Source organism: Alteromonas halophila, from assembly GCF_014651815.1.
GTDB lineage: Bacteria > Pseudomonadota > Gammaproteobacteria > Enterobacterales > Alteromonadaceae > Alteromonas > Alteromonas halophila.
Genome location: NZ_BMXP01000008.1, coordinates 25,685 through 44,081, shown reverse-complemented (window position 1 = coordinate 44,081; position 18,397 = coordinate 25,685). Strand labels below are relative to the sequence as shown.

General features: G+C 49.3%; 15 protein-coding genes. 9 read left to right on the top strand and 6 right to left on the bottom strand.

The features are described from left to right. Positions 1–81 precede the first annotated feature (81 nt). Genes IE054_RS13975 through wecB form a run of 4 tightly spaced genes read left to right on the top strand, consistent with a single transcriptional unit; the run spans position 82 to position 7,368 of the window. Positions 82–2,292, top strand: coding sequence for a glycosyl transferase family protein (locus IE054_RS13975; protein WP_189407459.1), 2,211 nt, complete (start codon positions 82–84; stop codon positions 2,290–2,292). Further along, a complete protein-coding gene (locus tag IE054_RS13970) occupies positions 2,289–5,375 on the top strand; it encodes an NfrA family protein (RefSeq protein WP_189407458.1) in 3,087 nt (1,028 codons plus the stop codon). Before IE054_RS13975 ends, IE054_RS13970 begins: the two co-directional genes overlap by 4 nt. Continuing rightward, on the top strand, positions 5,329–6,216 hold the full coding sequence (locus IE054_RS13965) for a DUF4434 domain-containing protein (RefSeq protein ID WP_189407456.1): 888 nt from the start codon (positions 5,329–5,331) through the stop codon (positions 6,214–6,216). The genes IE054_RS13970 and IE054_RS13965 overlap by 47 nt, the downstream gene beginning before the upstream one ends. 3 nt (positions 6,217–6,219) lie before the next feature. Next, positions 6,220–7,368, top strand: a complete 1,149-nt coding sequence (gene wecB, locus IE054_RS13960) for a non-hydrolyzing UDP-N-acetylglucosamine 2-epimerase (RefSeq protein ID WP_189407454.1) — start codon at positions 6,220–6,222, stop codon at positions 7,366–7,368. Between the two features lie 65 nt (positions 7,369–7,433). Here the strand turns inward: wecB and fldB are convergent, their stop codons facing one another. Both fldB and IE054_RS13950 read right to left on the bottom strand, forming a co-directional pair. After that, positions 7,434–7,973, bottom strand: coding sequence for a flavodoxin FldB (gene fldB / locus IE054_RS13955; protein WP_189407452.1), 540 nt, complete (start codon positions 7,971–7,973; stop codon positions 7,434–7,436). A gap of 3 nt (positions 7,974–7,976) precedes the next feature. After that, entirely contained in the window at positions 7,977–9,854 is a 1,878-nt protein-coding gene (locus IE054_RS13950; protein WP_189407451.1) for a metallophosphoesterase family protein, read from the bottom strand. A gap of 212 nt (positions 9,855–10,066) precedes the next feature. Between IE054_RS13950 and IE054_RS13945 the strand changes: the two genes are divergently transcribed. Beyond that, a complete protein-coding gene (locus IE054_RS13945; RefSeq protein ID WP_189407449.1) occupies positions 10,067–11,230 on the top strand; it encodes a hypothetical protein in 1,164 nt (387 codons plus the stop codon). Here IE054_RS13945 and msrA read toward each other — a convergent pair whose 3' ends face one another. Next, positions 11,231–11,770 carry a peptide-methionine (S)-S-oxide reductase MsrA gene (gene msrA / locus IE054_RS13940; protein ID WP_189407447.1) on the bottom strand — a complete coding sequence of 180 codons (540 nt, stop codon included), beginning with the start codon at positions 11,768–11,770 and terminating at the stop codon, positions 11,231–11,233. Positions 11,771–11,889: 119 nt separating this feature from the next. On the opposite strand from msrA, the gene IE054_RS13935 reads away from it, so the two are divergent. The 3 genes from IE054_RS13935 (at position 11,890) to IE054_RS13925 (ending at position 14,716) form a co-directional block, all read left to right on the top strand. After that, positions 11,890–12,330, top strand: coding sequence for a thiol-disulfide oxidoreductase DCC family protein (locus IE054_RS13935; RefSeq protein ID WP_189407657.1), 441 nt, complete (start codon positions 11,890–11,892; stop codon positions 12,328–12,330). Then, positions 12,327–13,058 (top strand): SDR family NAD(P)-dependent oxidoreductase, encoded by a 732-nt coding sequence (locus IE054_RS13930; RefSeq protein ID WP_189407445.1) that lies wholly within the window; start codon positions 12,327–12,329, stop codon positions 13,056–13,058. Before IE054_RS13935 ends, IE054_RS13930 begins: the two co-directional genes overlap by 4 nt. A gap of 236 nt (positions 13,059–13,294) precedes the next feature. Then, positions 13,295–14,716: a sodium-dependent transporter gene (locus IE054_RS13925; protein WP_189407443.1), complete on the top strand. Its 1,422-nt coding sequence runs from the start codon at positions 13,295–13,297 to the stop codon at positions 14,714–14,716. A gap of 122 nt (positions 14,717–14,838) precedes the next feature. On the opposite strand, the gene IE054_RS13920 is transcribed toward IE054_RS13925, so the two are convergent. Together IE054_RS13920 and IE054_RS13915 are read right to left on the bottom strand one after the other, a co-directional pair. After that, positions 14,839–15,657 carry an NAD-dependent epimerase/dehydratase family protein gene (locus tag IE054_RS13920; RefSeq protein WP_189407441.1) on the bottom strand — a complete coding sequence of 273 codons (819 nt, stop codon included), beginning with the start codon at positions 15,655–15,657 and terminating at the stop codon, positions 14,839–14,841. 85 nt (positions 15,658–15,742) lie between these two features. Then, positions 15,743–16,543, bottom strand: a complete 801-nt coding sequence (locus tag IE054_RS13915) for a DUF2884 family protein (RefSeq protein WP_189407440.1) — start codon at positions 16,541–16,543, stop codon at positions 15,743–15,745. A 270-nt stretch (positions 16,544–16,813) separates the two neighbouring features. Between IE054_RS13915 and IE054_RS13910 the strand changes: the two genes are divergently transcribed. Continuing rightward, the gene (locus IE054_RS13910) at positions 16,814–17,005 is read left to right on the top strand and encodes a hypothetical protein (protein WP_189407438.1); all 192 of its coding nucleotides are present in this window, start codon (positions 16,814–16,816) and stop codon (positions 17,003–17,005) included. A 60-nt stretch (positions 17,006–17,065) separates the two neighbouring features. Here IE054_RS13910 and IE054_RS13905 read toward each other — a convergent pair whose 3' ends face one another. Next, positions 17,066–18,397 carry a mechanosensitive ion channel family protein gene (locus IE054_RS13905; RefSeq protein WP_229805171.1) on the bottom strand — a complete coding sequence of 444 codons (1,332 nt, stop codon included), beginning with the start codon at positions 18,395–18,397 and terminating at the stop codon, positions 17,066–17,068.

Genomic DNA, 18,397 nt, shown 5'->3' with positions numbered 1-18,397 from the left:
AGGTTAAGGACAATCTGAATAATAGTGTAGCCCCCAATGGTTGTAGCTGGCAGTCGTTGGGGGTATTTTTGTGTTTAAAATATGTCTTTTGTTGAAGTATTTACTCATTATCTATTCGGTATACGCTACCTGGCACTTGTGCTAATGGTGTGCATGCTGATGTTTGCGCTGGATGATATTTTCGTAGATGTCTATTATTGGGCAAGACGATTCTGGCGACGTCTGACCGTTTATCGCAACCGCGATAAGTTTGATGAAAACGCGCTGTTCCAGAAAAAAGAGAAGCCGCTCGCGATAATGGTCCCCGCCTGGCAGGAAGTCGGTGTGGTGGCCAAAATGGCAGAATTAGCCGCTTCCGAACTTGATTATGAAAATTACCAGATTTTTGTCGGCACCTATCCGAATGATCCCGATACACAAAATGATGTCGATTCTGTGTGTCAACGGTTTCCGAACGTGCATAAAGTGGTGTGTGCTCGCCCAGGCCCGACAAGCAAGGCAGATTGCCTCAATAACGTCATTGCCTCAATTCTGGAATTCGAAAAACGAACCCGTGTAAAGTTTGAAGGTTTTATTCTGCACGACGCCGAGGATGTGGTGTCAGCCATGGAGTTGAGGCTTTTCAATTATCTACTCGACCGAAAAGATCTCATTCAGTTGCCAGTCTACCCCTTTTCAAGAAGCCCGTGGCGGTTTACAGCGGGGCACTACCTTGATGAGTTTTCAGAAATGCACGGCAAGGACATGGTTGTTCGTGAGGCCATGGTGGGGCAGGTACCCAGTGCAGGTGTTGGTACCTGCTTCAGTCGCCGGGCTATTTTGCGACTGACCGAAGAAGGTGATGGCCTGACGTTCGATATTCAGTCATTAACGGAAGACTATGACATCGGCTTTCGCATGAAGCAGTGGGGCATGGAAGAGATCTTCGTGCACTTTTCTGTTACTGACAAAAAATACGCTACCTTTGCTGAGCAATCACGAAGTCGAAGCTATAGCGGTGGTAATGTCGTTTGTGTTCGGGAGTACTTTCCTGAGTCTCTGAGTACAGCCGTAAGACAGAAAAGCCGCTGGATCGTGGGTATCGTGTTTCAGGGAATACAGGTGCATAAATGGTCGGAAGACTGGAAGCTGAACTATTTTTTGTGGCGTGACAGAAAGGGCGTTATCGCACACTTTCTGAGTTTTCTGGCCACCCTCGTTGCTATTCACGTCATTCTGCTTGGGTTATATGACTGGTTGTTTCCAGAGAGTTACCGCTTTTTATCAATCTTTACTAACGATGCGTTGAGCGTCGCATTGATCCAAATTAATTTCGCATTCTTTATTAACCGTATTTTTCAAAGGGCTATTTTTGTGCGGCGTTATTATGGGATCACGCAGGCACTGGTGAGCCCTATTCGCTTGTTCTGGGGAAATTTGATTAATTTTCTGGCCAATCTTCGTGCGATAAGACAGGTTATTGAACAAGGCGGGAACCCCAGGCGTGTCGCCTGGGATAAAACGGAGCATGAATACCCAACCGTCAGTGACAGAGCGTTAGGACAGTCTTTGGGAAGTATCCTTGTCGCAAAAGGCGTGTTGACCGAAGACAAAATCAACTTTGCCCTGGAAAACCGTCGCCCGTTTGAACGTTTAGGACAAGCACTTCAAAGAATGCAACTGGTTTCGGCTGACAACATTGGCAAGGCGCTTGCCGAGCAGGCAAAAGTTGAGTATCGCTATATCGACCCGTTTGCGATTGATGAGGCTCTGCTTGCCGACTTTAGTGACGCGCTGGCGCTAAAGTATCGTGTACTGCCTGTAGCAAAAAACGAAAAAGGGATAGAGGTTGCCAGTGAGAACCGTATCTCGCCGATTGCACTGGCATCACTGTCGAGGAAGTTAAATAAACAGGTAACCTGGGTCATGTGCCAGACCGGCGCCGTCACGTTGGGCATTCGATATCATTATCAGGGGGTAGAGTGTAATCCTGAACCTGAATTGAACAGAGCCGTCGAACAGGGCCTGTTTGATGCAGACGTTGCTAAAGATTTGAAAGAGTACTTCTACAGCTTGCAAATACAGTTTGGTGATGCGATTCAGCAAGCTGGCTTTATAGAAGCGCCTGTTTTCAATCAGATTATTCTGGATTTTGACTTTGCAGGTGATATGCGCCTTGGCGATTATCTTGTGCAGGAAGGTGTTGTATCACAGGACGTTGTCGATAGTGTTATCGAGCAACAGAAGCAGCGACAGTTAAGTATCGGTGAACTCATTGATGAATATCTCTTGAGACCAGGAGCAGTGCAATGAGAGTTATCTCGACGTTTTGGGTTATCGCCTCGTTTTCCAGCTTATTAATGACGAGCAACATCGCGTCAGCGCAGGAGCCGTTATCAGATTATCAACGCTTTGTGAGTTACCCGTATATAGAGAAGGCGTACCGTCTTCAGGAGCAGGGGAAATACACAGAAGCGTTAACGGAAGCAAAAAAAGCCCTCGAACATGCGCCTGAGTACAACCCGTACCGCGAGCTGGTTTTACAACTTACTCTGCAGTCAATGGATTTAGATGCAGCGTTAACCATGCTTGCAGGGGACGATAACAATGCAGATATGTTGGCGCAGTGGGAGGAATTTGTACTCACCCTGGACGACGCTGAGCGTCAAATGGCGCTGTCTCAGCGTTTGCTTGGCAGCCCTGGCTTTACCATTGCACACAAAAGGGATTTTAAACAAAAGCTGATAAACCGGCTTATTGGTATAAAGGCATTCGACAGGGCCACTGCGTTTTTTGAAATGTCGCGGGACGCGGAGGTGCTCTCTGAAGAAATGGTTGAGAGGATAATGTTTGCCTATATAGCTACGGATGAACATCAAAAAGCGATAGACCATTTCATTGAATATCAGTCATTGTCAACTGACGCTATGGAGGCTGGCTTTATCCAGTCGGTACTGCGTTACAGTAAAGAGAGCGATAAGTTCGCTATTTTTACAAGACTGTCAAACAGGTCAGCAGCCAGCAAAGGAGTGGAAGCCTGGGTTCAGCAACAGATAGCAAGTGAAAACACAGAGCGCGCACTGCAAGGCTTTCGCTGGTTAATAGACAATGATGCACTCAATTCACTGTCACTGTCCCAATATGCCTTACTGCTGGCACAAAATAATGATCCACAAGCGCTGGCGCTGTTAGCGCGAAGTGAGCTGGGATGTCGTGCGCAAACGGAGATCCAACTGAAGTTTGAGGCCCGGCGTGAGGCCGCAGCAACGCTGTATCAATGCCTGTTAGACGGACAAAGTTTCGTTGGCTGGGAAGCGTATGCGTCTCAGTTGCTCAGCGCCACGCAATTAAAGGCGTTACTCTCATCTGAACTGGCAGAAAAGAAATCGCTGCAAGCCACACTACAGTCACTGGTGTTACAAAAAGATATCGTCGGAAAGGATTACCAAAGCCTGATAAATACGTTGCCTGCCGATAGCAGTGATCCAGACATACTGGCCACGCTTTTTATCAGTTACGAAGCACTCCAGCAGTGGCAAAAAGCCAGTGACGTTGCCGCTAAACTCTATCGCATAAAGCCCACTGCACAAAACCTTGACAGGTTATCGTTTGCACTGGTCCAGTCCAAAGAAACGAATAAAGCGAAAAATATGCTAACCCAGGCCTTTATCAGGGAGCAGGCATTAACGGATGGCGCTTTGCAACGACTGTTAGGATTGCTCAGTGCTGATGACGTAAAAGCGAACTCGGCTTTAGCTCAGAGATTGGCGAACTGGCAGGGGACTGGCAGGTTAAATAGTGCTGTAGCCGAACTATTGCGCGTAGCAGGCAACTGTGACGCTGCCATTGAACGACTTGAAAGCGCGTCAGAAAAAGGTTATTCAGCGCTGATGACGCTGGCGATGTGTAAAGAATCACTGGGGCAGTTTAAACAGGCATCAGCGTACTTTATGCAAGCGCATCAACAGCAGCCTTCAAAACAAACACGCGATGCACTGATTAACCTTGCGATAAAGCAAAACAACACAGAACAGGCTATGGAACTGTTGGAAGCGGCGCCAGCAGATCAAAAAGGGCGCCTGTGGCAGCAGCAGCTCGCACAGCTATATTACCAGTCTGAACGTTATAACGACGCGATACGGCTACTGTCCCAACAAGCAGAGGCACCTGCTGGTCTCTCTGGAGACATGTACGATGTGTATATAGAGTCCCTTATTGCTACGGACAACGTCGAACAGGCGCTTGGCGTGGCTCAACAGCAATTTGAATCGCAGTCTTTTTTCTCACCGGCCCAATGGCGTCGTCAGGCGAATATGAACCTTGCTCTGGGGCGTAAACCTGAAGCTATTCGGGCATTGAAAGCGGCGCTATCAGAAAAACCTGAAGACAGTGCTACAAGACTGATGCTGGCTTTCGCGCTGATTGACGAGAGACCTTCGGAGGCTCTGAGACAGTTTCAGCGTCTGGAAGCCAATGATGAAACTTTTGATCCTGTTCACTATGAACAAATGGCCTACCTGTCCAATACGTTGGGTGATCAAACGCAGGCAGCACAATACCTCAAGCGACGTTTCAGCCAAACAAATCAGCCAGTACTGGAACACACCGATCATTATTGGGGATTGCGTCGCTTCTATGGTGATCTGACGCAACAGGTACGCCTTTCGGCTATCGCGTCTCATGGCACGGGGGCAATACTGGGGGACGTATTCTATGATGAAAGCGGTAGCGTCAGTGACAACTTGCCGACCAATAACCTGACCGTGCGGGCGGAGTACTTTTTCGGCTCGCTTAATTCAGGCACCACGGCCTATGCGCAGTTATCGGGCAATGGCAGTAACGACGATATTTTTGCCAATGTCAGTCAGGAAGTCGGACTGACTTACCGCCCGTTCGACAAGATTAACCTGCGGGTTTCTACCGGCTTCCAACGCTATGTGAATGCAGGGTTCTCCTGGGAAGGTTTCGTCAGAGTTAATGGAGATGCGCTCAATCAGAATGAGTACCGCCGGGACTGGCGTGCGTCAGAAGGCTGGTGGGAACGTAACTTTTACTATGACTACATGTATTTTTATGAGTCTGATCAGGTATTTGGACAGGTCCTGTTTAATTATGGGTATGGTTTCAGCATGTCAGATACGATGTTTCAGACAATGCTATTTTACGGGCTGAGCCGGTATGACTATCGGCGTGCGTCGGCTGAATTCGAAGGCCAGCATGCCTTTGAAGAACTGGCAGTGGGGCTTGGCGTGCGCTTTGACCATTATTTTGTTGATGAGCCCATCGAAGACCGACTGGACAGGCTACGCTTATCGCTGGAATGGCGGGTAAATGTAGCAGGAGATCTCAGTGAAGATACCCACGGCTTATTCTTCATCGCGGGCTATGAATTTTAATCGGCGGAGGCTATCTGCTGGTTGGGCGGCGTGGATTTTTGCGCTGGCGCTGTGCGTATTGCCGTGTGCAAGTAGTGCAAAATCACTTTTTTACCAGCCGCAAACTACCGATGAGTCACTGACGGTCCAAGACTGGGAAAAACAACTCAGTGCGGCCAGAGAGGCTGGCTACACGGCGATTATCCTGCAGTGGATGCAATACGGCGACGTTACCTTCTACAATTCAGAGATTGTAAAACGTATCAGCCAGGCACCATCGTCAAAGTCCTTTGACTTCTGGGTTGGGCTGTTTATGCCCGATGATTATTACAATGTGATGGAGGACCAGGAGCAGGCAAAATATTACTATATCGATAAGGTGCTCAACCGCAGCACATCTTTACTGGCCATTATAGATCTCTACGGGCTCAATCAGCAGTTTCGTATTAAAGGCTGGTACCTGCCATTAGAGATATCCTCCAGCTATCTGCGGGCCGAAGAGCGAATGCAGATTTTAGCTCGGCTAAAAGAGTGGCGGGAAAGCGTCGCTAAGCCTGTGGGGCTAAGTTACTTTGTGGGCTATCAGAATAATCTGGCGCAAAGTGAGCGAGATGTTGCTGACTTGAGTGCGCATGGGTTTACTACTTTTTTTCAGCGAAGTAATGGGATCATACAAAAAAATGACGCAGAAACCCTGTTTCCGGACCTGGACTGCAACACCTTCGTTGTCACAGAAGCGTTTGAAGAAATTCAGGCAGGACAGTTTATTGCGTCTAATCATTTGCCGGTGATGAACAGCTGTCATAATCAGGCAGTGTTTTCATTACGATACCTCCCCTTTTCCCGCTTTCAGCAGAGATAGGCTATGACAGCGAAAAAAATTCTTATCGTATTCGGTACCAGGCCGGAAGCAATAAAAATGGCCCCGGTGGTGATGGCATTGTCTGATGATGAGCAACTGGATACCAGAGTTTGTGTCACGGGGCAGCATCGGGAAATGTTAGATCAAGTGTTATCACTATTCGACATTACGCCGGACTATGACCTGAATATCATGAAGCCTAATCAAAGCCTTAATGATGTTACGATAAATATTTTGTCAGGACTTAAACCCGTATTGGAGGACTTTGGTCCGGATGCCATACTGGTGCATGGCGATACGACGACCACCATGGCGGCCACTATTGCGGCGTTCTATCAGAAGATCCCGGTAGGTCATGTGGAAGCAGGATTGCGAACGGGCAACCTCTATTCCCCTTGGCCTGAGGAGGCAAACAGAAAGGTTACAGGTAGCTTGGCCACCTTGCATTTCGCACCTACCGCCAGATCTCAGCAAAACCTGCTTGCCGAAAATGTACCCGCAGACTCGATCACCGTCACAGGCAACACAGTTATCGATGCATTGTTAAATGTTGTTGATAAGATCAAGTCCAGTGATGAGTTATCAGCAACCTTAGACGCACAATTTTCTTTTTTAGATACCAATAAGAAAATCATCCTGGTCACCGGCCACAGGCGAGAAAGCTTTGGTGGCGGGTTTGAAAATATATGTGCGTCACTAAAAGCCATTGCGCAGAATAACGCAGATGTTGAGATTATTTACCCTATGCATTTAAACCCGAAAGTACGGGAGCCGGCCAATCGAATTTTGAAAGGGGTATCGAATGTTCATCTTATTGAGCCCCTAGATTATTTGCCTTTTGTCTACCTTATGGATCTCAGCCATATAATCATTACCGATTCCGGGGGCGTGCAAGAAGAGGCGCCAGGTTTGGGTAAGCCTGTACTGGTTATGCGAAATACGACGGAACGTCCGGAAGCCTTAGATGCAGGGACTGTGCTTTTAGTGGGGACGGATAAGGACGCGATTATAAGTCAGGCGGAAACCCTGTTAAATAATCAAAGCGTGTACGAACGAATGAGCCATGCGCACAACCCGTATGGGGATGGAAAAGCCGCAGCAAGAATTAAGCGTACGCTAAAAGCTTATTTAGCGTCGATAAATCAACACTGAAACAGAAAAATCCCGGACAGTGGTGAAATGTTCATTTGTTACAGGCGTATCAGGTGCAGCCGCCTTTACTCACTCAGCTCCTCAATTAACTGCGTGCACCAGTCGCGGATCCGGTCATCGGTCTGTTCATACTGATTTTCGTCATCCAGCGACAAGCCGACAAAATGACTGCCATCTGCGTTCAGGCCCTTGGACTCGGCAAAGTCATAGCCCTGATTCGGCCAGGCACCGATGATTTTGCAGCCCGAAGGCGCGATGGCTTCATGCAGCATACCCAGCGCATCCTGAAACCAGTCGGTATAGCCAATTTGGTCGCCAAGGCCGTACAGCGCCACAATTTTACCGGATAAATCTAACTGATGAACCTCATCCCAGTGTGACTCCCAGTCTTCCTGCAGTTCACCAAAGTCCCAGGTAGAAATACCAAAAATCAGAATGTCGTAATTGGCGGTATTGCTTAGCGCCACATCCTCAATATTGTGGACGTCTACCACCTGATCATCGAAAAGTTCATTCAGCTGGGCCTGAATTTTCTCTGCTGCCATCTCGGTATAGCAGGTTGTCGAGCCATAAAAAAGGCCGATGGCGATTGCCGGTTCACTCATGCATTACCCTCTGTGTCGTTTTCGTTCAGAGGGGAAGTCTACCGTGTCTCCGTTGCTACATAAAATGCGACAGGCAACCTCTTTGCCTTCTTCATCGAGTATTAACTGGCCCAGCGCACTGCCATTATGCAGTTCACCACCGGAGGTGGGCTGACGTGGCGAAACGGTCATATCACGACGCCGTGTAAAGACGTTTAACGGTGAGTGAGGCGAATATAGCCAGCGATTACCGCGATCAAGCCAGCGGATAAGGCGTGCCGGAAAGGTATTTTTTATGCCTGAACAGGTAAACTGCAGGATCTGCGGGCTGCGTTTTCGGAAGCGAAGCTTTACGTCATACACAAAGGAGTAATGGACATCACCCGATAAAATAATGAAAAAGGGCGGTGTACGGTAGTGTCTGAAAATGTTCAGTATGACATTGGCTGTGCCTTTGTGCGCCATCCAGTTCTCAGCATCAACGGTCAGCGCTTTACCAAAAAACGTAAAGACTTTCTGGATGGCCTCGATGAACTTCACCCCAAAAATAGGGGCAGGGGCCACAACGATCACCTTATCCTGTTTAAGAATTGAGTTCTGAAATTCGCACAGCGCTTCCCAGTCCATCAGGCCGGAGGGTTTATTGGCGTCTGACTCTGACCGCCAGCGACGGGTACGGGTATCAAGCACCCGTACTGGGGGCGAGGTATCAAGCTGATAATCCCAGCTCTCAAACTCAAATAAAGTATCGATAAGGTCACTCTGGTTTTGCAAAGCATCTTCGGCGAACGTATTTGGGAGCGTCTTTACCAGTGAGGACAGGCGCGCCGGACAGTTTCCCCAGCCCTGACAAAGCAGGTAACCGACAAGTGCGTTGCCCACCATACGCCGGGACAATGGATGCGAGTATACTTCTTCTTCCCAGCCCCGGGTCAGATTCCAGTCATCGGTCACATCATGATCATCAAACATCATATAGGTAGCAATGTTAGCCATAGCGCGTTGTACAGCCGGCAGTGCGTCAATAAAAGATGTCAGTGCGTCTTGTTCGCAGGCAAACTGCTGCCGATAGTCGTCGGGAACCTCAGACTCATCAAACTCAACGTCCCGCCACAGTACCGGCGACCAGCACAGCAGGTACATGGCGAGTACCTCGCTTAACGTAATCAGATGGTTTTTAGCGTTCACTGAGGTAAAGACTGGCTTTCTTTTGGCGCGAAAGAACAGTTTTGCCAGCGCTGAGTTATCGTCTGTTTTAGGTAACAGTTGATCCCGCTGATAATAATTAAAGGGATGGGACTCCAGCGCTTCGCTGTGATCGACAACGGCACCCTCCAGTGACTCGCTGTGCAGTCCCAGTCGTTCAATCACCTGGCCAACCGCCTGCAACGTTGGGCCGGCCACGTCATCGGCATAGATTTGATCGCCGGTTAACAGCAAAATATCGGGTGGTGGCGTCTCATTCTTGCCGCTGTTGCTCAATAGCTCATCAAGGCGCACTAAGGCGTCTTCGCCCTCTGAATGGGGGCGACGGCAGGAGCCGTGCAGCACATTGCGCAAGACAGGTGTCCACCTGAAAAACGGTGCATCATGCCCGTCATAGCAAAGCGCCGATACTTCTTTTTGCCACTGCTGTTGAAGTGCGTTATCCGCAAAAGTAAACGAATAACTGACGGGCTCATTAGCAATAAACGGTGAGGCGGAGGTAACACTGATGAGCTGAATAAACGCCTGTGTGCCGATTGGAATACATTCAATGCTGGTGTCACAGGTAAGCGTCTGATCACATTGATGGAGTGTCACAGTAATAGGGGAACGCGCCCGGGTAACCAGCCAAAAATGACATGCCGTATCGGTGACACGACGAACTATGGGGCCAGCAAGCACAGCAGGTAGCGACATACGTGGCGTTCTTTTCAGTTTAAATCCCAGACATTAGCAGAGAACGGCCGGATCCGGAAGGTTAGCTAAGCGCGGGACCGACCGGTTTTATGCTTAAAATCAGTAACAAAAGAGCATTGCGGGGAGATATGCCAGCTAGATATACTCCCATGCAGCATTTTAACCGTGGCGGTGCCGGAATACCGGTAGCCGGTGCAAAGAGGGATAGCGACATGAATTATAAAAGTGGTATTACGCTTTTAATGCTTGTTCTGACGGGGTGTAGTGAGCCACAGCCCGCAGCGCCTGAAAATATTGAACAAGCGTCTTCTGTGCTAACGGCCACCGGACAGTGGGTGCAGACTGCCGGCAAAGAGGTGATGAGCGACCCTCAAACTTCAGGCCTTACGGTAGTCGATGGTAAGCTTGTTACTGTGTCGGATGGCAGTGCAGATGCCGCGCAACAACGAAAGTTGCACGTGATTGATCCTGCAACGGCAACACTGGGAGTTGAGCAGCGTTCGTTTTCCATGGCGTCCCGTGTGCGGCGCAGCTGCTTTTATCAGTACCTGTCTGATGCCCCTGATCTTGAAGCGCTGGTGGTCGATCCCAATGACAGCGATGTGTTTTATACAGTGACTGAAGATGCAACGCGTACTGGAGCGTTGTCAGTAAAGTGTCAGCGCCGCTATAAAGATACCGGTTCAACGGATTATCCGACATTGTTGGTGCGCCTGGAGCGCATGAATAATGACCGGATGATGATGACCCATGTAAGGCCTGTACAATTTGCGCTTAGGGACGACGTGGGGGATTTTCCTAATGACGGGATCGAAGGCATGGCGTTGTCAGACAACAACACACTGTACCTGGGACTGGAAAAGGATAGTCAGGGTCAGCCACGCATATTTAGTGTGATTATGGATGAGGCATTCTGGGAAACGGATGAATTCGCGAGGGTTATCGACTCACAATTGTCGTTGCCGGTGTTTACCAGAGGTAATCACCCCATCAACGGGTTAACCTGGTATCGTCATCCGCAAAGTCAGGTTGCTTATTTACTGGCCGCTGCCCGCAATGACAATGAACTGTGGGTAGTGCGTGCGGATGGCGAAGGCACGACCCTGCGGGTACCCATGCAGTTTACTGCGCCAACGGATGGTGCCTCTGCTGACTGTAGTGAGAGCCACGAGGTCATGGATAATGCGTCCATAGAAGGCGTGGCAATTATCGACTCGACACTGTGGCTCATCAATGATCCATGGAAGAAAAATTATCTGAAAAATGTACAGTGCGAAGCGCTAAGGCCTCATTACGAGGCCATGGCGCCGCTGATATTTTCCGTGCCGTTACAAGATGAGTGGTTCAGCATCGAGGCTGAAAATCCAGCCTCTTAATCAGTCCTGCAGGCGCTCGGCAAAGGTCTTCTTAAACTTGGCCAGTTTGGGCGCCAGCACCATCTGACAGTACTGGTTTTGCGGATTATTTTTGAAGTACTGCTGGTGGTAAGCTTCGGCCTCGTGGTAGTTGTTAATGGGCACAACTTCGGTCACCACAGGATCCGGCCAGATTTGCTCATCTTCAATTTCTTTAATAATGGCATGTGCGGCAGCGCGTTGTTCGTCATTATGATAGAAAATGGCGCTGCGGTATTGCGTCCCCACGTCGTTCCCCTGCCTGTTGAGTTGCGTCGGATCGTGCAGGGCAAAGAAAATCTCAAGAATGTCACGGTACGAGATTTGTCCAGGGTCAAAGGTAACCTGGACCACTTCCGCATGACCGGTATTGCCGCCGCATACGGCCTCGTAGGACGGGTCACTGGTATCGCCCCCGGCGTACCCTGAAACAGCACTTTCAACGCCTCTAACACTGTTATACGCAGATTCAATACACCAAAAGCAACCGCCGCCAAGCGTTGCAGTTTGTAACGTTGTCATAATTCCTACCTTATTTCTTAACTAACGGAAGTGTGGGTATAAGCATTGTCGACTTCAAGTCATCCACTCCTGTTTTTTTAGCGTAAAAGTGCATGTCTTATGATCTTATCGAGGTAACTATGATCATCTTTTATGACGGACACTGTCCGTTGTGTCGTAACGAAATGCATCATCTGCAGCGATACGATCACCAGCGACGGATTGAAATGGTGGATATCCAGTCTCAAACCTTCGCGCACAATTATCCCCATCTTGACTGGGACGCGCTCAATAACCGCATCCACGTACAGCTCGACGACGGCACCATGATCAGTGGCCTGGATGCCACACACAAAGCCTGGCAGGCGGTGGGCAAGGGCTGGCTTTATGCGCCACTACGCTGGCGAATTGTCCGGCCTGTCGCTGACTGGTGCTATTCAAAATTCGCGCGCTACCGCTATACCATCTCGTTTCTACTGACTGGTAAACGGCGTGGTTGTGAAGAGTGTATTGATGACGTACAGGCGCATACCGTACCGGTTAAGCACAGCAAAGCAAAAGCAGCAAGGGTAAGAAAATGAGTCAGGTATCGGTGGTTATCGGCGCCAGTGGCGGCATCGGTCAGGCAGTCGTCACACAGCTCTCAGATCAGGGAGAATCGGTTTACGCCCTGTCCCGTGCAGGTACAGCCTTATCTGTTTGGGGAGACAACGTTGAAACTCAGGCACTCGACAGCAATGATGAGGCTGCCATCGCGGCGTTTATACAATCGCTTAAAGATAAGGGGGAAGTCGTCAGGCTCGCGATTTGTACCATCGGAATGCTTCACGATGACAATGCCAGCCCTGCTATCTCACCAGAGAAAAAACTGGAGGATCTGGATACTGCGCAGCTCACGGCTTATTTCTCGGTCAATACTATTTTACCGGCGTTATGGCTAAAGCACCTGGTCGGCGTAGTGGACAAGGAGCAGGCAACTGTTGTTTGTCTGAGTGCCCGAGTCGGCAGTATCAGTGATAATCGTCTGGGTGGCTGGTACGGATACCGGGCGTCGAAAGCGGCACTCAATATGCTGCTTAAAACCGCTGCGATTGAATATAACAGAAGAACCAAAACAACCACGCTGGTGAGTTATCATCCCGGAACGGTGGATACCGGCTTATCACAACCGTTTCAGGCCAATGTGAAGCCTGAAAAGCTTTTCGAACCTGAGTTTACAGCGAAGCAACTACTTACTCACATAAAGGAGCTGGACCTTAAGGACAGCCCTCACTTCATTGACTGGGACGGTAAGCCTGTCAGCTGGTGATTCGTCCGAACCATTGCGTGGCGCGGCCAACGCCAAGACATTTTGTTAACCGGCTGTTACTATGCTCGCTCAATGGAGGGCGCGGGCTGCGTGTGCCCCTTCCATTTAGTGGCAAGGTTTGTGTGCGGCGTTGCGACAAAACGTTGGCTGGTTTTCGTCGACAACGGCATTTTTTTTTGCACATAATCGCCAATCTAATAATAACAAAGTACTAAAACAACAAGAGGAAGTGGGATATGAGCGGGGCCAGAGAACAGTTTGGATCGCGCATCGGGTTTATCCTGGCGGCTGCCGGTTCGGCAGTGGGAATAGGAAACCTGGTTGGCTTTCCGGTCGGAGCAGCGAAAAACGGTGGTGGCGCGTTTTTACTGATGTATGCAATTTTCGTTTTCGCGATCTGTCTACCGGTAATGATGGCGGAAATGTCGGTGGGCCGGCACGCAGGAAAAGATCCGCTCGGCGCCTACAAAGCCATCGGCAAAAATGCACCGCACTGGAATCTCGCTGGCTGGCTGTCTATTATTACGCCGTTTATGATTGCCGTTTTTTACATGGTGATCACGGTTTGGATCTTCGGGTATTTAAGTGCCGCAGTGACAGGCGATCTTGCAGAGCTGGCGAAACCCGATACCTTTTCGACTTTTATTAATTCACCTACCTTGTTTATCTACATGGCGGTCGTGGTAGGCATTGTTTACCTTATCCTGCAGGGCGGCGTAAAAGAAGGCATTGAGAAAGCCGCGAAACTGCTCATGCCGTCGTTGTTTGTCATGCTGATTGGTCTGGTGATCTTCGTACTAACGCAGGACAACGCCATGGCTGGTGTTGAATTTTATCTGATTCCTGATTTTTCCAAGATAACCGCACCCGTTATCAACGGCGCATTGTCACAGGCGTTTTTCTCGTTGTCACTGGGTATGGGCATATTGCTGACCTATGGCAGTTATATTGATAAACGTGCCGATGTACCGAATTCTGCAAAGCTGGTTGCACTAACCGATACCGCCGTTGCGTTTACTGCTGGACTGATGATCCTGCCGGCAATTTTCTCCTTTAACCCGGATACCAATCCGTCAGAGCTGAGCGAATCCTCAATCAGTATGATCTTCACGTATCTGCCAGAAATATTCCTGGCGCTGCAAAGCTCAATTGGCTACCTGGGTGCCTCAGCGGTCGCAAGCCTGTTCTTCTTACTGGTCTTTTTTGCGGCGATAACTTCCCTGGTTTCTATTTTTGAAGTGCCAGTGGCGGCCCTGATGGATGAAAAGGATATGTCGCGTAAGTCGGCACTGTTCACGCTGGGTGTGCTGATGATTGTCATGGCCGTGTTGTGCGCGTTGTCATTTGGCTATGTGGATGCGCTAACGTCTTTTGTCAGTTATGCCGGGCAGCCGAAATCATTTTTCGATATTGTTTATGATGTGTTTTACGAAACCATTCTGCCGCTCAACGGCTTCCTCATCTGTATTTTTGTGATGTACCGCTGGAAAAAGGCAAACTTTAATGCGGCTCTCGAACAGGGCGCCGAAAGCTACAAAGGCACCTGGCTTGAAAAGTATGTGGATGTGTCGGTCAGTACCTTTATACCCGCTATTTTGCTGGTTATTTTTGTCAACACCGTAGCGGTGAAATATTTTGGTGTGAGTCTGTTTGGATAATACGCCGGGCGTCGGGCACCCGCCCGGCGCGCCCTGTTATAGTTTATCTCTTTAGCGTCGCTTTACCGTCGAATAAGCAATGCCCGCTTCAACGCGCTGCAACCAGCGTATCCGCACTTTCTCTAACACATGTTGAAAGGGTCGGGGACCTTGAGCTCCAGGCCAAGCAATGCAAGCGACAGGGACGCATCCACCTCTTTACCTGTTGCGGGAGCATCAGTACCGCTAAACGTGGGCGCCGGTAGGAGTAATTTTTCAGCGCACGCCGTATAATACTCGCCCCGTTTGGGATGCTGCGTGCAACTCAAGTGAAGAACCCGGTTCATCGGCCCTTTTCTTATCAGTACATTGATTGCTGCGACTACATCGGTGCTGTGAATGAGATTAATTTTCTTATTGCCCTTATCCAGTGATTTGCCAGCCAGCATATGCACAGGATGGCGATCAGGGCCAGTCAGGCCCGCCAGTCGGAGAATACTGTAGCGCTTTGGCATCTTTCGCTGAAGGTGCGCTTCAATAACTGCATTTGCATGTGCCGACGTAGTGTCGGGCGCTGGTGGCGTATCCTCTGTCACAATACTGCTGGTCGTGTCCCCATACACGGATGTAGTACTGGTAAATATGAGATGGCTGAGCGCCGTATCAGCAAGTGTATCGATAAGTTCGCACATGTGCTGTTGATAGGCACTGAGGTCCTGCTGACGCCGTCCCGCAGGTATGTTCAGTACCAGTGTTGCTTCATCGGCAATTTCTGTCAGCGGGGCAGGGTCATCACCAAGCGTAAAAACAAAGGCATTGATGCCTTTGGCGCGCAAGGATTTGGCTTTTTCGGAGGCACGAGTAGTTGCACTCAGTCTTAAAGACTGGCTTGCTTGCCGGGAAATGTGACTGCCTAACCAGCCGTGCCCGCAGAGAATTAGATGATTGGATAATAACGTCATGCTAGTCTGTTATACCCGTCCACAAGCGTAACAGATCAGTTACATGTGGACGAGTGATATACTGCGGGCCAGGCATAACGCCATGTTACATTTTATCCGCGTGGCCGTGATAGCTGACATCCATCAGGTTCAGCCCGTCCAGTCCGGGAATATGGCGTTGCATTTGCGTTTCAGCCTCATCAGCATCGGCCAGCACCTGGCAAAGCTGATCGGCTTTTTTCTCAAGCTTGAGGGCCTGACGCTCGACGCGCGTTTCAATTGACTCTCCAAAACGATCCATTTTTGCTTCAAATGCCTCCATATCACCCCCTTCCCACATCAGCTGTGTACCCAGGGCAACCAGGATTTTTCCCATCGACTGAGCGATGGCTTCTTCCACCCGATCTTCGAACTCATTCTCCCAGCCACCTTCCATCCATTCTTTCTGGCGCATCTCGCGGGAGTTAATACGGATCGCGCCGTTTTCGTCATAAAAGGTGTCGTCGAGTTCCGCTGACATATCCGCGAACATCGTATTAAACTCTGTGACTACGTCGTTGTCAGCGCCAAATAACTCTCCGAAAACTTCATCTACAGCGGTGGTTGCCAGCGCAAGGCCATCGGCCGCTATGCTTACGGACATAGGAATGGCGGTATCGATATGTGTGTAGTAGTCACTTACCCATCGCTGCTGCTGACTATCCAGCCCAATCGCTTCACCATTCACTGTCAGGTTGTGATCAGGCGTAATCGTCATGGTACTGCCATTGTCCATATCAACCGTGAGTACGCCACGTTCGTACAGAATGTTGCCGTCAAGCTCAACGTTGCAGTTGTCGTCATGGGCCAGTGCGGGCGTTGAAAGACCTAATGATACCAGTGCGCTAAGGGTGATGATCCGATTCATAATTTCCTCAATTATTCAGTGAGTGCGTCGGGGATATCGACAGCAAAGCCTGGGCCAACATTTATAATTCATACTTATCAATAGGTTAAGATGTTTAGGCGACATAATGCTTTTACTAACAGTCTGAACCTTAGCGCTTTTAAGTGAAAAGTGGTGAAATTGACTAAGATCAACGACACCGCGAATCTACCGATTATTGTGTAGCAGGTGCTGTGCAAGTTACTTTGTTTTAGGCATAATACGCGCAGCAGAAATTAGGGGTAAAATAGAATGACTGACTGGATAAATGCAATCATGTTCGGTGTCGCGCTTATAGCCTTTGTTCTGGGGCTGAGCAGTGTCATCATGGGGTTTATGACCTCAACAACCGGCGAAAAAGGCATGCAGGAAAAAATCGAATACGGTTTCTTTGGCGTGTCTGGTCTGGTTGTCTGCCTGCTGATGGGATACGCATTAAGCTAACCGGCTATCGTTGACGGCACGTAAATAAAAAGGCGCCAGTGATTTCACTGGCGCCTTTTTTCATTCTGATGATTCTTTATCAGGCCGCTCCTCCTGACCACTGGTCTGCGCCGACGATGACTGCGACAGCATTGATGACAGATGGCCATCACGCTGATAGGCGCTCAGTTCAAACTGATCAAGCATGGCCATAATATGATCAAAAATATCTGCCTGTACCTGCTCATACTGAACCCATTGCTGCTCGGTGCTGAAGCAATATACTTCGAGTGGCAGGCCAAGTTCCGTAGGTGGCAACTGACGAACCATATGTGTCATTGACTGGTTCACCTTTGGATGCTTGCTGATATAAGCAGTCAGATAAGCTCTGAAGGTACCGATATTAGTGAGTTTTCTGTTGTTTAACAGATCTCGCTCTTCAATGGCGTTGTCTTTGTGAAATGTCTGTAGTTCAGATACTTTATCTTCAATGTATTTTGAGATGTAGCGTATATTCGAAAATTTCTCCAGCATCTCAGGTGTGCAGAGTTTAACGCTGTGTATATTGATATAGATGGCCCGTTTTATCCGCCGGCCGCCTGACTCCTCCATTCCACGCCAGTTCTTCACTGCCTCATTGGTCAGGCTGTAGGTCGGCAGGGTGGAAATGGTCATATCCCAGTTCTGCACTTTCACATTAGTCAGGCCGATTTCAATAATAACGCCATCGACCTCATATTTCGGCATCTGGATCCAGTCGCCGGTGTTGAACATGCGGTTTGCGGCAATCTGGATCCCGGCGACAAAACCTAGAATGGTATCCCTGAAAATAAGCAGTAGTACCGCAGCGATGGCCGTCAGGCCGGAGACCAGAATAAGCGGACTGCGATCAATAACCAGTGAAATACTCAGCAGCACCACTATAATGGCAAAAACCAGCTTTGTTACCTGAATAAAGCCGGTGATGGGGGCGCGTCGCGTTGTGCCAGAGCTGTTATAGACATCCTCTAAGGTACTGAGTAGGGCAAACACTGCCAGCATGCCACTGAACAGCATGTAGAGCATGGCCAGCTTGACCATAAAGCCGCTTAACAAAGAGGTGTGCTCAATCAGTGACGGGATGATCAGGGTAATGCACAGCGCCGGCAGTAAATGCAACAGACGCCGAAAGAACCCGTGTTTTAACAGGCCATTATCCCACTGTGCGTCAGAACGCTTTACCCATGTTGCAATCTGCGGGCGAATGACAATACGGGCGAAAAGGTATACGACCGCCGCGAATGCCAGCGTCGCGCTGATCGCAATCACATTGTATAGCACCGTGTCTGCGCTGATTCCGGGCAGAAGCAGCTCCAGTAGTTCAAGAAAATGTGTTCGCAAAGACGATGAAATTTGTTCCGTTTCCATCTCCAT